10 protein-coding genes are annotated in these 16,146 nt (G+C 63.6%); 6 read left to right on the top strand and 4 right to left on the bottom strand.

Annotated features, from left to right (window positions below; genetic code table 11):
* Positions 1–6 precede the first annotated feature (6 nt).
* The 4 genes from FEZ59_RS22400 to FEZ59_RS22385 all read left to right on the top strand — a co-directional run bounded on the left by FEZ59_RS22400 (position 7) and on the right by FEZ59_RS22385 (position 6,785).
* Positions 7–2,442: a LuxR C-terminal-related transcriptional regulator gene (locus FEZ59_RS22400; RefSeq protein ID WP_172933239.1), complete on the top strand. Its 2,436-nt coding sequence runs from the start codon at positions 7–9 to the stop codon at positions 2,440–2,442.
* Between the two features lie 111 nt (positions 2,443–2,553).
* Positions 2,554–3,801: a hypothetical protein gene (locus tag FEZ59_RS22395; RefSeq protein WP_020968770.1), complete on the top strand. Its 1,248-nt coding sequence runs from the start codon at positions 2,554–2,556 to the stop codon at positions 3,799–3,801.
* Between the two features lie 109 nt (positions 3,802–3,910).
* The gene (locus FEZ59_RS22390; protein WP_019749373.1) at positions 3,911–5,251 is read left to right on the top strand and encodes a S1 family peptidase; all 1,341 of its coding nucleotides are present in this window, start codon (positions 3,911–3,913) and stop codon (positions 5,249–5,251) included.
* Positions 5,252–5,474: 223 nt separating this feature from the next.
* Entirely contained in the window at positions 5,475–6,785 is a 1,311-nt protein-coding gene (locus FEZ59_RS22385; protein WP_029538548.1) for a S1 family peptidase, read from the top strand.
* Positions 6,786–6,880: 95 nt separating this feature from the next.
* Here the strand turns inward: FEZ59_RS22385 and FEZ59_RS22380 are convergent, their stop codons facing one another.
* Positions 6,881–7,531: a glycine zipper family protein gene (locus FEZ59_RS22380; RefSeq protein ID WP_029538545.1), complete on the bottom strand. Its 651-nt coding sequence runs from the start codon at positions 7,529–7,531 to the stop codon at positions 6,881–6,883.
* 359 nt (positions 7,532–7,890) lie between these two features.
* Here FEZ59_RS22380 and FEZ59_RS22375 point away from each other — a divergent pair, with 359 nt between their 5' ends.
* Positions 7,891–11,046: a (Fe-S)-binding protein gene (locus FEZ59_RS22375; protein ID WP_172933238.1), complete on the top strand. Its 3,156-nt coding sequence runs from the start codon at positions 7,891–7,893 to the stop codon at positions 11,044–11,046.
* A 177-nt stretch (positions 11,047–11,223) separates the two neighbouring features.
* Here the strand turns inward: FEZ59_RS22375 and FEZ59_RS22370 are convergent, their stop codons facing one another.
* Positions 11,224–11,679, bottom strand: coding sequence for a hypothetical protein (locus FEZ59_RS22370; protein ID WP_029537798.1), 456 nt, complete (start codon positions 11,677–11,679; stop codon positions 11,224–11,226).
* A 60-nt stretch (positions 11,680–11,739) separates the two neighbouring features.
* A complete protein-coding gene (locus FEZ59_RS22365; RefSeq protein ID WP_172933237.1) occupies positions 11,740–13,017 on the bottom strand; it encodes a DUF6745 domain-containing protein in 1,278 nt (425 codons plus the stop codon).
* 245 nt (positions 13,018–13,262) lie between these two features.
* On the opposite strand from FEZ59_RS22365, the gene FEZ59_RS22360 reads away from it, so the two are divergent.
* Positions 13,263–14,195, top strand: coding sequence for a hypothetical protein (locus tag FEZ59_RS22360; protein ID WP_172933236.1), 933 nt, complete (start codon positions 13,263–13,265; stop codon positions 14,193–14,195).
* Here FEZ59_RS22360 and FEZ59_RS22355 read toward each other — a convergent pair.
* A complete protein-coding gene (locus tag FEZ59_RS22355) occupies positions 14,185–16,125 on the bottom strand; it encodes a prolyl oligopeptidase family serine peptidase (protein ID WP_172933235.1) in 1,941 nt (646 codons plus the stop codon). The two genes, FEZ59_RS22360 and FEZ59_RS22355, sit on opposite strands and share 11 nt — an antisense overlap.
* Positions 16,126–16,146 lie beyond the last annotated feature (21 nt).

Raw genomic sequence — 16,146 nt, 5'->3', positions numbered from 1 at the left:
CTTTCGATGAACCGTGACAGCGGCACCGAATCGTCTTACATTGCAGGACTTTTGCGCGGCATCGACCTGACTGCATCGCCACTGCGCCTGTTCGTCACCGGGACCGACGCCAGCGCTCGGCCCCAAGTGACGAGGGCGGTGCGCAAGAGGATCGAATCTGGTGACAGAACTGTGGTCACCGTCGTCACGCATGACGCCCCGGCCGATGCGATTGTGGTGATCGCAGACGCACAGGCTCTGACCTCCGATGAAATCCGTGCCCTGAACGAACTGGTTCAACGTGACGACCTCGGAGTTGTCATCGCCTCCGATCGGATCGATCCTCCACTCGCACCGATCTACTCGAACATCTCGAGTTTCGGTACCGTCCTACATCTGAACCCGTTGAACCGGTCAGATATTCGGAAGATCGCCGCGGAGCGAAGAGTTCCGCTCGACGATCGTGCCGTGCTGACGCTCGAGCATCTGGCCGGTGGTTCCTTCGGGGCCGTCGAAGCGTATTTCACCGCCGCCTCGGCGGGCCGCCCGGAAATGGCGACAGCCGTACGCACACACATCCTCCATCAGGTCACCGCTCTGCATCCGATCGAGCGTGAGATCCTCGAGGTTTCATTCGCCGTCCCGGACATCGACGCTTTCGAGCTCGATCTGGGACAGGAGAAGTTCAGCCTCACAGCGGCATTCGACCGAGCACTGGCTACCGGACTGTTCGGTTCGCGATCACCTCTCGTCGCGAGCGTTGTGGCAGAGTCGACCAGCACAGGACGTATCCGCAGCGAGCTGATCAGAATCGTCGAATCACGAGCGAACGCGAGAACCCTCGATATCGATACAGCACGAAGACTTTTCGACTCCGGCATCCGCCACCGCGATCTCACGGCTGTACTACGAGACGCAGTCGACGCGAGCACGCCGACGGTCGCGGCAGATCTTTTTCGTCGTGTGAATTCGATCGAGCCTCTCGGCGTGGCGGACACGCTGCTGTACGCCCAGGTCTCGGCTCGGAGTGGTGACCTCGACACTGCCTGCCGCCTGGCCGATTCCGTCATCGCCGAACCCGATCTCGACAACGCGAGACTGGCTGCGGCGGTGCGAATCCGCGCAGCTTCGTCCGCAGCATGCGGCCAACTCCGCGCCGCCGCAGATCTCTACACCTGGCTCGGGCCAGGGCGCACCGAAACCGAATCCCCCTTCGCCGCAATCACCTTCCTCGGCATCGGCAACGTCGATGACGCGAACGCGGCGCTCGCCGGGCATACTGGATCACCGTCGAGCTCCACGGTCGGCGCTGCCACACTGGCCAATGGACTGATGCAATCGGTCACGGGGAGTGCACCGAGTGCGCTCAACACGATGTCGCGCGCACTTTCGCTCCCCGGCGGCTCCGGCACATCTGAATTCCAGCCTGATTCCGCCCCGGCACTGGTAGCTCTTGCACTCCTGCACAACGGCGCCCATGAACGGGCCGCCGCTGTCGTCGCGGCCGCGATCGCCGCCGACGACGCAAGCAGTCACACGTGGGCGCGGCTTCACCTTCTCGACGCGTGGATCGCGATGACCCGTGGGCACGACACTGCTGTCGAAGATCTACCGGAGGAGGTAGTCCGCGGCCCCCTCCGTGAGCGTGACGCACTGTTTCTGCATGCCATGATCGTGGGTCTCGCTCGACGCTCCGGCGATCTCGCCCAGCTGCGGCGCGCCTGGTCGGGCGCAGCCGGCACCCTCTCGTCCTGCAGCGTGGATCTCTTCAATTTGCTTCCCATCGGCGAACTGTGGCTTGCGGCAGTACGACTCGACGAGGCCGAGCAGGTCGAGCATCTGGTCGACGACGCACGCACGCTCCTCCGAGCACTCGGCGAGCCTCCGCTGTGGTCTTCGCCGCTGCATTGGTACGGCGTCCAGGCGTCGATCCTCTCGCAGTCACCGGCCGATCTCCTTCCACACGCCCATACACTCGCGGAATCAGCCAAAACCCACACTTACGCAGCCGGTTTGGCGACCGCCGGACGCCAGTGGCTTCTACTCATGCAGGGCAGCGTCGACGCAGACGACGTGGAAGCTGCAGCGCGAACGCTCAACCGCATCGGGCTGCCCTGGGACGCGGCCCGCTTGGCGGGCGAAGCAGCATTGCGCACACCGGACACCAAATCGGCCACCGCATTGCTCCACGTTGCGCGCTCGCTACGCACAACGTCGACGGCCGAGACCAATGCAACCGATTCGACCGACAGCGCGGCACCACCGTCGGTACTGACCGAGCGCGAACAAGAAGTTGCCGAACTCGTCGTCGTCGGCCTGACCTATCGGGAAATCGGCGAACGCCTCTACATCTCCGCAAAAACCGTCGAGCACCATGTCGCACGCATCAAGCGGCGCGTCGGGGCGCAGTCTCGTTCGGAACTACTCACCATCCTTCGCAGCATGACACCGCCGAACAAATAGTTAGCTGCATATTGTCCGGAGGGTTGCGTATATCCGTTTAAGTGATAGTTTTCACAGGAATCAGGACATGCATGCCGAGCAAAGTTCGGTAACTGTGAAACGGGGATCGCTATGAAGTGGGGAGTCGAACTCGCCGTCGGCAATAAACGAAGCATTGCTGCGATCGCGAAACCCGACTCGGAACCAGTGATCCTCGAACGCGAATCGGTGCTGCACCACGCTCCTGACGGCACCGTGCAGCTAGGTGAAACCGCGTTGGGGTCAACCGGCTTGCGCGGGTTCCTCGACAGGGTCGGAACTGACGATACCGACAACTTCTCCGAGCACATGACGCGAGGAGAGGAACTCGTAGCGACAGCAATGTATTGCCTGGTCAAGGAGGTCCGAACACTCACTGATCAGAACCTGAACATCTCTGCGGTGATCCCGGCAGGTTGGTCGAGCGATTCCGTCGACGCACTGCGCGGCGCACTCGACAGCATGGATCTCGACGGCGTCGAACTGATTCCGGAAGAGAAAGCCTCTGCGGCCTGGCTCGCGGATCCGGATGCCGACGACAGTGCAGCCCGCGGAGCCGCAGCGTTGGCCGCGCCTTACTCGATCACCTCTACCTGTTCCGAACCCGAGCCAACCGATCTTGCCGAGCCAGAGGACACCATCGAGGAGTTTCCGCCGTTCGTCCTGATCGAACCTGAGCCGGAATCCGGCGTGGAAGTACCGGGCACGAAAGCACCGAGCGTCGACGGTTGGCTGAATCGTCAGTGGCGATCGGAGCGCCGACCGATCATCGCCGCAGCCGCCGCCGCAGTCTTTCTGACGGTGTCGGGGTGCGCGGCCGCGGTCATCATCGGACACACTCCGACCATTTCAGCGCCCGGGATTCTCGACGCACAATCTCCCCTGCCCACCGGCACCACGCCCGCCACTGCGGCGAGTCAGCCCGGCACGGTTTCGCACTCAGCGACCTCGCTCCCGTCGGAAGTACCCGCTCTCGGCGCGCAGCCGACGGCGCAGTCGTGGTCATCCGACGCGGAATCGACCTCATCCGAATCCCAGCCCATCCCGGCGAGTCCGGGCACCGGTACCGAGAAATCCACTACGGCGAACGTCCCCGCGCAACAGGGATCGCCGATCACCATCCAGCTCGACCCCCTTCGGATCGAGAACCTGCCGCCGGTCGTCGGACCGCTGAATCCGGTCGATCCGGCTACCCCGGACACTCCCGCCGTGACCGACCCCACTGATACACAGACAACGCCGACGCAGCCCTCCAACCCGACCGACACAACCGATCCGGTGGTGCCGAATCCCGACATGCCCGTCATGCCATTGGCCCCGAGACCCGGAATGCCAAGTTAGACAGAAAGATTGAACAGCCAGACAGGAGGCGCATATTCCTCGTCGAAACTTTTCCCCTATGGTGGGTGCGGTACCTACCGGCTCGGTGCCGGGGACTTGAAGGGATTTCATGCGTAACTCGTTGGCGATCCGCACCGCTGTGGTCGGCGCCTCGGCACTACTGCTCGCAGCTCCATTCACCACGACGGCATCGGCAGAGCCCGCCTCCGACACGCATGTCGAACAGCTCGAAGCCGACCAGCTTCCGGCTGAGCTGGTCGAGGCGATCACACGCGATCTGAAGATCTCCCCACAGGAGTATCTCGACCGCGCTGCCAAAGCTCAGGAACTCGGCGCGTACGCCCAGGAATTCAAGTCCGAGCGCCCCGGCGACTACGCCGGATCGTGGATGGGACTCGACGGTCAACCCGTCGTAGCCGTCACCACCACCGAAGCTGCTCGAATCGCGGCCGACGACGGATACCGCACCCACGTCGCCCCCGTCTCCGCCGACACCCTCGAGAAGACGCTGGCCGACGTCAACGGATGGATCGCCGGGCTGCCCAAGGAAATATCACGCGCAGTCAATTCGGCGACCATCGACGTCTTGAACAATCAGGTCGTCATCGACGTTGCGAACAGCCCCGTCGGGCAGGCACTCAATCTTCCGACCCTGCTCGAGAACACCAAGATCGTTCTCAGCCCGGACGGTGGCGGATCGGTTGATCCCGGAGCGCTCGGCGGCGACACCTACATCACGTCGACGGGACCCATTCGCGAGACGCCGACCGAGAACATCTCGGTCTGCTCGTTCGGGTTCAACGCCGTCGACGATCAGAACAATGCACTCAATATCAGTGCCGGACACTGCAATCCGGCCGAGGGCTCGAAGTCGCCGGTCTACCTGCCGAATCACGCGAACGTCGACGACAGTCAGTTGATCGGCGCCTTCTCACAGTCTTCCGTCGGCAACAACGCCGGTGATCTCGATTACTCGGTCATCAAGTTCGACCAGTCGGGCATCGACGCGGGCCTCGACCGCGCTGCCGTCCGCGGCGCCAACGGGACCACCCTCGCGATCACCGGAACAGCACGTCCCGTGATCGGCGCTCCCATCTGCAAGTCGGGTCAGACGTCGTCCTTCACCTGTGGCGTCGTGGCAGCCGATCGCGTCGAAACACAACTGGTCATGGCTGACGGCGATTCACGAACCGTCCGCGGGTTCGCCGGTACCGCGTGCACCCTCGCCGGGGACAGTGGCGGCGCCATCGTCTCCGGAACCCTGGCGCTGGGCATCACCAGCGGTTCCAACAGCAGCGGCGCACCCAGTTGCAACGAAGCGAACCTGGTACTCGCGACCTCCGGTGGAACCTCGAATCTGGGTATCCCGGTCGGAGACATCCTCGACGCTGCAGATCGCGCATCCGGCGGCGGTGTCGGTTCCGGAATCCGCGTTCGCACTGCGGGTTGACCAACGCCTGATTCACGCACTGTGCCCGCCGATCTGTTCTGATCGGCGGGCACAGTGCTGTTGTCGGTCGGGGTCAGCGCTGTTTGCTCATGTAACGGGTGGGAATAGCGCGTTCGAACCCATATAGTCATGGTCGACTGTGATCGGCTCACCACAAGTCCGTGAGCCGTATCCGTGTGCTCCCAGGGGGGTGGTACGCGGTCAACGAAGTGGAAAGGCCCACATGCGAAGCTCCATCGCACGTCGCGCCGCAGTGTTCGGTTCGGCCGCGCTGCTGCTCCTCGGACCGATTACCGCGGTCGCGAACGCAGAACCGAATGAACCCGGTGTATCCGATCAGGCAGCCCATCTGCCCGTCGAACTCGCCGAAGCCCTACAGCACGACTTGGCGCTGACGCCCGACCAGTTCGTCTCGCGTTCCGAACTCGCGCAGAAGCTCGCAGAGTTCGCCGCCATCGCGCGCGTCCAGTTTCCCGACTCTTTTGCCGGCGTGTGGCTCGACGACCTCGGCAAGGGCATCGTCGCTCTCGCTGACGGTCGCGACAAGGATGCTGCCCGCGAGGCCGCCGAGAAGGCCGGCTTCGAGGTCAAGGACGTCGCGCAGAGCGAGCAGGCTCTGCAAGGTCAACTCTCGGCACTCAACACCTGGCTCGATTCGCAGCCTGCCGAAGTCGCAGACCTCGTGCGTGGCATCGCCGTCGACGTGGTCGGCAACGGAGTCGCCCTCACCGCCGATCCTGCCGCCGGCATCGAATTGCCTGAGTTCCTGAAGCGGACCGTCGTCCACACCGCTGCTCCGCTACTGGTTCCCCCGATCGTCGCGGACCTCATTCCCGCAACCGGATCCGCAACCGGCGACGCTGCACTGGGCGGAGACGCCTTCGGCGCAACCTCCGGTAACACCGGACTGCGTTGTTCATTCGGCTTCAACGGCACCGACGGTTCAGGACGCACGGTCAACATCAGCGCCGGTCACTGCGATCCCAACCGTGCCGCTGCCGGCACCTCGAACTCCAGCCAGGTCTTCCCGATGGTGAACAACCAGACCGGGCCCCGCGTCGGATACTTCGCCAAGAGCAGCTTCGACGGGCGTGACTACTCGATCATCAACATCGACGACAACGCGAAGTACCGCTTCGAGAACAACAGCGTGCGGGTCCCGTTCAACCGTTCGGTCAACATCACCGGTACCGCCGATCCCATTGTGGGCGCCCCGGTCTGCAAGGCGGGATCGACCACCGGCTTCAGCTGCGGCGTCGTCACCGGCGTCAACCGCGTCGCCAAGGTCTTGGATCACACCCTCGACAACGGCTTCACCACCAACATCTGCGTCCTGCAGGGTGACAGCGGTGGCCCCATCGTCTCCGGAACGTTGGCAGTGGGCATCACGAGTGCGTCCAACGTCGCCACCTCTCCCCTGTGCGAGATCGCTCAGGCCGAGACGTTGTTCGGACAAGAAGCACCGACGCAGTACGCGACGCCGATCAACGACATCCTCGCCGCCAATCCAGGCCTGAAGGTTCGCGACTACTGATCGCACGCATTCCCCGAGACAGCAAAACGGGCGCCACACCTTTCGAAGGTGTGGCGCCCGTTTCGGCGTTCGTGACGTCTAACCGGAAGCGCTGCTTACTGGAAGAGAGTTGTTCCGGCCGGAGCGTTCAGGACCTGGATCAGGTCCATCCCCGCGACGATTGCGGTTCCGCCGCCGGCGAGGATCGTACCGGCGACTCCACCGATACCGGCACCGGTGACCATGCCGGGGAGGCAGCCGATAACCAGGCCGGGCAGACCCACGATGCAACCGATGACTGCACCGACGATCGTGCCGGTGAGGCTACCGATCTGCGTGGCAAGCCCGAGCTGTGACTGGAACTTCTCGATTGCCTTCTGATCCTCGTCAGGCGAAGCAACCGGGGTGAACTCGGCAGCGACCGGCTTCGGCTTGGAGCTGGCCGGGTCCAGGTTCGGCTTGAGGGTGAGGGTCTTGCCGTCCTCACTGATGGTCTCGTCGAACGGGAACTGAACGTCCCCGAGGTTGAACGCGAGCGGCAGGCTCACGAGAGTTGCGCCCTGGCTGTTCTGCAAGTCGACGTGTGTGCCGTCACCCGATACCCGGAATGCCCCGGCATCGATGGTGGTGACAACAGCCTGGTCGACGACCTCGGCGGTGTACGAAACGTCGGGTGACGTCTCCGGAGCTGCGTAAGAAGTACCTGCAGCGATGCCCGTAGCGGCAATGGTCATCGCTGCGATGGCCGCAGCTTTACGAATGAACATTTTTGATCCTCCCCGGGAGCGAGCGGGCGCAAGTCGATGACTCACACCACCCGTTTCCCCTGTGCGTGACGGGCGTAACGATAACAGCCGGTCGGTTGTCCTCACCTGCCCGGAAACCGAGTTAGGGCTGCCTGACAGAAAGGAGCCCGACGGCCACCGCCTAACGTGACGACCAGACATGTCTGCGTTTGACCAAGCCCGTCCGACGCAGAAGATTGATCTCTCCAGGCCACGAGCGGTTACCAGTCGGTATCTACAGGCTGGTAATGCTAGTTACTGGCGGGTAACATAACGCAGGTTAGTATCAGTGGGCTGTCCCGAGGTGGCCGACGCGTCGCCCTGAAACGAAAGGCCGCGACATGAATGCCCTGACGATTACGTTGGGCACGATTGGTGCTCTGCTGAGCTTGGTGTGTTGGTACATCTTCCTCTCAGGCGCGCTGAGGATGTTCAACACCGTGCGCATCGGCCAGTCGGCACCCGATCGATGGCGCCCGTTCTTCCCTCGCTTCAAGCAGATGATCATCGAGTTCATCGCGCACACGCGCATGAACAAGTTCCGCAGCGTCGGCTGGGCCCACTGGCTCGTCATGGTCGGCTTCCTCGGCGGATTCCTGCTCTGGTTCGAGGCTTACGGCCAGACGTTCAACCCCGAGTTCCACTGGCCCATCTTCGGTAACACGTGGGCGTGGCACCTGTGGGACGAGATCCTGGGCCTCGGCACCGTCATCGGTATCACCACGCTGATCGTGATCCGTCAGCTCAACCACCCGCGTCTGCCTGCACGCCTGTCCCGGTTCGGCGGCTCCAACTTCAAGGCCGCCTACGTCATCGAGGGCATCGTCCTGCTCGAGGGCCTGGGCATGATCATGGTCAAGGCCGGCAAGATCGCGACCTACGGTCACGCCAACCCGTGGACCGACTTCTTCACCATGCAGGTCGCCAAACTGCTTCCCGCCAGCCCCGTCATGATCTCGGTGTTCGCGTTCGTCAAGCTGATGACCGGCATGATCTGGCTCGCGATCGTGGGCCGCAACATCACCTGGGGCGTCGCCTGGCACCGCTTCTCCGCGTTCTTCAACATCTACTTCAAGCGTGAAGACGACGGCACCGTCGCGCTCGGCGCGGCAAAGCCCATGATGTCCAAGGGCAAAGTCCTGACGATGGAGAACGTCGACCCCGACACCGACACTCTCGGCGCCGGAAACATCGAAGACTTCTCCTGGAAGGGCTGGCTGGACTTCACCACCTGCACCGAGTGCGGGCGTTGCCAGTCCCAGTGCCCTGCTTGGAACACCGGAAAGCCGCTCTCCCCCAAGCTGCTCATCATGTCGCTGCGTGACCACGGCTACGCCAAGGCCCCGTACCTGCTCGCTGGTGGACGCAAGGACATGGGCGGCGACGAGATCGGACTCGTCGACAGCGAAGGCAACGTCAAGGAAGCCGCACTCGCAGCCATCCCCGAGGCCGCACGCCTCGAGGCCGACCGCAAGCTCGTCGGTGAAACCGTCGAAGGTGAGATGGCCCCGGTCATCGACGCCGAAACCTTGTGGAGCTGCACCAACTGCGGCGCCTGCGTCGAACAGTGCCCCGTCGACATCGAACACGTCGACCACATCATCGACATGCGTCGCTACCAGGTCCTGATCGAATCGGAGTTCCCCTCCGAGCTCGCCGGCCTGTTCAAGAACCTCGAGAACAAGGGCAACCCCTGGGGCCAGAACTCCAAGGATCGCCTCAACTGGATCAACGAGATGGACTTCGAGATCCCCGTCTTCGGCAAGGACGCCGACAGCTTCGAGGACTACGAGTACCTCTTCTGGGTCGGCTGCGCCGGCGCCTACGAAGACCGTGCCAAGAAGACCACCAAGGCCGTCGCCGAACTCCTCGCCACCGCGGGAGTGAAGTTCATGGTCCTCGGCGCCGACGAAACCTGCACCGGCGACTCCGCACGTCGTGCCGGCAACGAGTTCTTGTTCCAGCAGCTCGCAATGCAGAACATCGAGATGCTCAACTCGGTCTTCGACGGTATCGAGCAGAAGAAGCGCAAGATCGTCGTCACCTGTGCGCACTGCTTCAACGCCCTCGGCAACGAGTACCCGGAGGTGGGCGGCGACTACGAGGTCGTGCACCACACTCAGCTGCTCAACCGTCTGGTGCGCCAGAAGAAGCTGATCCCGGTTGCATCCGTGAGCGAAGACGTCACCTACCACGACCCGTGCTTCCTCGGACGCCACAACAAGGTTTACGACGCTCCCCGTGAACTCATGGAAGCCTCAGGCTCCAAGCTGGTCGAAATGCCGCGTCACGGCGAACGTTCCATGTGCTGTGGTGCCGGTGGTGCTCGCATGTGGATGGAAGAGAACATCGGTAAGCGCATCAACGTCGACCGCGTCGACGAAGCGCTCTCCACCAACCCCAAGAAGATCGCCACGGGTTGCCCGTTCTGCCGCGTCATGCTCACCGACGGCGTCACTGCCCGCCAGGAGCAAGGCCAGGGCGAAGGCGTCGAGGTCGTCGACGTCGCGCAGTTGATGCTGAACTCCGTCACCCGCCTCGATCCCGCCCAACTCGGCGAGAACATCAAGGTGATCCCGCGTGAGAAGGCCCCGGTCGCTGCTGAGGCAAAGGCTGAGACCGTCGAGCAGGATCGGGTCGCCGAAGTCGAGGAAGCCGCCGCGACTCCGGAAGCCAAGGCTGCACCGGCAGGCAAGGGTCTGGCCATGAAGGGCCTCGCCAAAGCACCAGGCGCAAAAGCTCCCGGAGCCAAGGCACCAGGCAAGGGCCTCGGAATGGCCGGCGGGGCAAAGGCTCCCGGCGCCAAGAAGGCAGCTCCCGCCGCAAGCGCGGAAGCTCCCGCCGCCGACGCTGCTGCACCGGCCACACCTGTGGCAAAGCCCAAGGGGCTCGGTCTTGCGGGCGGAGCCAAGGCTCCCGGCGGCAAGGGACTGCAGATGAAGGGCGCCGCCAAGGCACCCGGAGCAAAGGCCGCTGCCGCACCGGCAGCGGAAGCACCGGCAGCTGAGGCTGCTGCACCCGAAGCTGCTGCACCCGTCGCCAAGCCGAAGGGTCTGGGCCTGGCGTCCGGCGCCAAGGCTCCCGGCGGCAAGGGACTGCAGATGAAGGGCGCCGCCAAGGCTCCTGGCGCGAAGGCTGCACCTGCTGCTGAAGCACCTGCGGCTGCTCCGGCTGCACCCGCCGAGGCACCCGCAGAGGCTCCGGCCGCCGAGGCGGAAGCCCCGAAGGCTCCACCGGTCGCCAAGGCCGGCGGACTCGGATTCAAGTCGGGCGCAAAGGCTCCCGGCGCTCGGAAGGCAGCTCCTGCTGCAGCCCCGGCGCCAGCTGCGGCACCGGCTCCCGCCGCCGAACCCGTGAAGGTAGAACCCGCCGCCGAAGCACCTGCTGAAGCGTCCGCACCCGCGGAAGCTCCGGCTCCTGCTGCCGCGCCGCCCGCCCCCAAAGCAGGTGGGCTCGGATTCAAGGCCGGCGCAAAGGCTCCCGGCCGCAAGAAGTAACCGCTCCACACGCGAATGCCCTCACCGTCACGGTGAGGGCATTCGTGTTTGTATGGGGAGCCACTCCCGACCGAGCACCCTTTCCCTCGACTCAACACCCCTTGCTCTACGCGGAAAGCGGTGCTCGCCGTGGACAAGTGGTGCTCACTCCCCCGCTGTCAAATCGAGGTCGCCCGGTCAATCTGCGACAAGCATCACCGCACCGCGCGCACGCCCGACACCCCTTTCCTGCTGCCGTCCGATAACGTATCGCCCCGGAGCGATTCCGGTCGCGCCGTGCTCCGGATGGATCAGGTACGCGGTCACTCGGGTGTCGAGCACGCCGAGCGCAAGGCCCCGAGCATCTTTCACCGGCGTCGACCACGTGCACTCCCCTTCGTCTGCAACCAGACTGTGGGGGTTACCGCCCGCCGCGCTTCGCAGCAGCTCCACTCCCGAGAGCGGCACTCTCACAGAGCGTGTCCACGGCAGAGGCGCCACGATATTTGCGAGCAGCGAAAACGGGATCACGATGAGATCGCCCTGCGCCTGAAGTCCGTCGATCACAGGAATGGACACTTCCTGGTCCAGGTAGTCGAAGACATCGAGGCCGGTGAGGGTGGTGAGAGCGGACAAGGTCATGTTCGAGTTCATAAGTATCACCAAGGGTTTGAGGATTGAGGGTTTGAGGATTGGGGCTTGAGGGGTCGAGATTCAGGTTCGACGAACGAGACGGGAGTAATCGGCGCCGGTGATGCCGTAAGTCCAACCGGCGGCATCCAACGCGGAGGTAAACCATCCGGGTACGTGAAGGCCGTATCGACGCCGATGCCCGTCGCGTTCGAAAGAACCGTTGACCGCGAGGAGAATGCGTCCACTTCGGCCCCAGCCCTCCGGGGACGCGTAGAGCTGCAGCAGGCAACCGGCATTACCGGGATCGTCGGCTTGGTCGACCAGTGTCAGGCCGGCCAGCTCGATGTAGGAATCCCACCCGATCCGCTCGATTGCACATCGACGGATCTCTACATTGCGCTCGTGTGCGATGCGTTCGGCGGTCGGGTCGAGCACTACCCAGTCGGGAACGATCGCTCCGTGCAGAACGAACGCCTTTGTTCCGTCTGCGAATTCGAGTGCCGGGGAATCAGAGTGGTGGAGTCGGCGTTCTCCCCGCGCACTGCCCGGTATCCGCTCCGAGTGCAAGACCCTGGGTCGTTCCGCCATGATGCACACGTCGTCGAACGCCCACCACCACCCGGTCGAGTCAGCCAGTGCGGTCTGCACATCGAGAAGTTCACGGTCTTCCGAGCGGAAGGTCGCAAGACCGTATCGATGGCATGTGTCGTAGTATGCGATTCGATGGGCGTCCTGCTGCCCGTACCAGGTCACTCCACCCGCCACCGGGGTCGACATCGTTCGTATCGCAGCTGCCACGCCGTCGAACAGTGTGGTGTGCAACGATTCCCAGATTGCGGATCTGATGATCCGCGCTGGATTGACGCGGCGCTGAGTCGAACCCCGCTGAGTCGACCCCCGCTGATCCGACCCCTCGGACACGCTGGCACCAACGCCCCCGAACGCGCGACGTTCCATCTCCCAGCGTTCTATCTGCCAGTCAATGCTCCGACGTTCGATACGCGCGTTCATACGTCGGCGCGACGCCGAAAACATGCTCGCGATGTGCCCGCAAGCGCAGTCGAGTCCAGTGCCGTCGAAGGATATCTTGTTCGACAGACCTTCGGCGGCGATCAGATCCGATCCAGCAGAGGGCGACTGAACCCAGACGAACTCCGGTTTCGGGAGCCTGGATCGTCGGTATAGTTGCGCGACAGCAGATTCTGCAGTGGATCGATCGGCCGGACGTGTACACAGACCGCGTTCGAGCCACACGTCGCGGACTGCTTCCAAGGCCTGATTGTCTTCATCGAAGATATCGATGTTCTCGGTCGATGTCGCTCGACGTGACGTCGACGAGCGAAACGGTGCGGCGCTCACGCGAGGGTGGCGGTGTCCGCCTTTCCTGTAGTCATAGTTCAACAGCCTGGCACGCAAACGCTCCGGACGCAAGGGTTGCCTAGAGTGCGGCGTCGAGAACCTGCCACCGTTTCCCCACACCCAACACCCTCTCCAGCGACGCGAAACCGGTTCGAACTGTGGACAAGTGGTGTTCACTCACGGCTATCCACAGCCCCGGGTTCACGGCTTCCTTTCCAGCGCCGGGCGCAGCAAGATCGATCGGTATGGGGGAACAAATACGCATCATCCGTCGGCCAGAGCAGCTGTCGACAGGTCGTACCGATTCCGAGATCCGGCAGGCCTGCGCGAGTGGAAACTGGTCCAGAATCCATCGCGGTGCCTACGTACCCAGCGACCACCTGTCCCGCCTCGACGCCTACGGGCTACATCGATTGCGCGTCGAGGCTGTGGCCGGTACCGCTTCGGCACATGCAGCGGTCAGCCACATCTCGGCAGCGGTGGTGCACGGCTTCGAACTCTGGAACACTCCGCTCGAAGTTGTGCACCTCTCTCGGGACCGACGAGGCGGTGGCCGTAAATCCGCTCGACGACACGTGCACTCGGTATCGTTCACCGACGACGAGGTCACCCACGTCGACGGCCTGCGCGTCACGACTCCGGCACGAACTGTTGCGGATCTCGCGAGGACGCTCCCTTTCGAACCGGCTCTCGTGGTGGGCAATTCAGCATTGCACCGTTCAGCGTTGACCAAAGATGCAGTTGCGGCCTCGCTTGCACTCAGCCCGAACCATCCGCGCCATCGACATGCGCTCCACGCGCTCACCGCGATGGACTCGCGCATCGAAAGCGTCGGTGAATCACGGAGCCTCGCATTGTTCCTGCAGGAACACTTACCACTCCCCGAACCCCAGGTCGAAATCCACGACGCCCGAGGGTTGGCCGGCCGCGTCGACTTCCTGTGGCGTGAGCAGCGCACCATCGGAGAGTTCGACGGCCGCATCAAATACGGCCGACTGGTGCCCGCCGGGCGCAGCGCCGAGGACGTGCTCTGGAACGAGAAGCTCCGCGAAGACCGACTCCGTGACGCGGGGTGGGAAGTCGCGAGGTGGACGTGGGTCGACCTGTCGACCCCGTCACTGGTGGCAGGTCGGATCCTCGCGGCCTTTGCGCGCAGCCGCGGGGCCGTCAGCTACTGATCGCAGGCTTCCACAGCTCGAGTGTCGCAATGCCGGGTGGGGTGAATCCGAGCACCTGCCCGTAGAAGGACAGCTCGGCGTTGCGTGAGCTGATGATGGTCGACTGCTTGCGGAATCCGTGAGATTCACCCTCGTAGGCCAGGTAGGCATGCGGAATACCCTTGGTCACCAGAGCATCCCGGAATCGCTCCGCCTGCGAAGGTGGCACGATCGGATCGTCGAGACCCTGGAGCAGCAACACCGGGCAGTTCAACCCGTCGACGTTGTTGAGCGGAGCACGTTCCGCGTACAGGTCGGCAGATTCCGGCAGCGGGCCGATCAAACCGTCGACATAGCGCGATTCGAAATCGTGAGTTTCCTGCACGAACAGGTCCAGTTCGGCCACGCCGAAATAGGAAGCACCACAAGCGAACACGTCGGACGTCGTCAGTGCGGCCAGAACGGTCCATCCACCGGCAGATCCGCCTTCGATGGCAAGGCGGGCCGGATCGGCAAGCCCTTGCTCGGCCAACCCGGTGACGGCGGTGACTACGTCCTGCACGTCGACGACACCCCACTGTCCGCGCAGCCGGTTGCGGTACTCACGTCCGTAACCGGTCGACCCGCCGTAATTCACATCGACGACGCCGATTCCGCGGCTGGTGAAGAAGGCGTAGACGAGGTTGAGGGCCGGGGCGACGTGCGCCGTCGGCCCACCGTGAACAAACGCAACGTATGGCGGCAGTTCGCCGTCGAGTCCTTTGTATCGCGGACTGCGCGGCGGATACGCAACGGCGTGAACTTCTCGCCCGTGTCCGTGAGCCACGACAGCTCGCGCTTCCGGAAGGTATGCAGACTCGGGCAATTCTTCGACCGACGAACGGATTTCGGTGAGTTCGCCGGTACCGAGGTCGAACTCGCGTAGCGCGCCCGCCAGTTTCGCGCCTCCCGAGGTGAGCAGCAACCGATCGCCGCGAACCTGCATGAGGCCGATGCTGGTGACACCCGGGATCGCGATGTCGCGCAGTTCCCCCGACGCCGGATCGAGTACCGCCAGCGTGTCGGTTCCCACCGTGCGTGCGGTGAGAAGGTGCCCGTTGTCGAGTTCGACGAACCAGCGCGCACCGAAGCGCCACTGTGGGCCACCGAAATCCGCATCCACCGGGCAGATCGGGGTGATCTTGCCGCCGACGCGATAGATGTTCCACCAGCCGCTGCGATCACTGCTTGCGTAGAGTTCGTCGTCGGTGATCCACTCCGGTTGCAGGACGGACTCTTCAAGTCCGCCGATCAGCACGGAGTAGTTCTGAGCGACGCCGTCGACGAGTGGAGCTACCCGCAGTTCGGTACCGTCCCAGGGCATTTGCGGATGGTTCCACGCGATCCAGGCTATTTTGGTTCCACTCGGCGAAAGCCTCGGTGACGAGAGGAAGTCCGAGCCGCCGACGATCGAGCGAACCTTGCCGGAACCGTCCAGCGGAATCGCGCAGATATCGCGAGTGATCGCCCCGCCCTCCGCGTGCGCTTCCCGAACCGCCCACACCTCACCGTTCACGATCTGCAGGTCTGCGTATCGCAACGCGGCCGGCGACGCGGGTTCAGGCGTCAGAGCCCGCGGAGTGACTCCTTCGAGGATGTACACCCGTTGATCGGAGAATTCACTGAAGACCAGTTTTCCGGACTCGGTGACGGTCCAGGCGCCACCGCCGTACTCGTGAACCCTGGTCCGCGCGTTCCACGGCGCAGGGAGGATGTCGACGGGTTGGTTGTCGAGACCGGATCGACGGATCGATGTCCGACCACCCTCGGTCGGACGAAGTTCAGCCCACCAGATCTCGTCACCGACGTATCGTCCACCCTCGACAGGGTGGCCACCTGCAGCCAGATCCGCTGCTCCGATCGGAGAAGTCCACGATCCGTACGGGGCTGCAATCTGCTCGCTGGGGGTCATCGCTCGACAATAGCCAACTGG

The sequence above is a fragment of the Rhodococcus sp. MS13 genome (assembly GCF_013277835.1).
Taxonomy (GTDB): Bacteria; Actinomycetota; Actinomycetes; order Mycobacteriales; family Mycobacteriaceae; genus Rhodococcus_F; species Rhodococcus_F erythropolis.
This window is presented reverse-complemented; position numbering and strand designations above follow the sequence as displayed.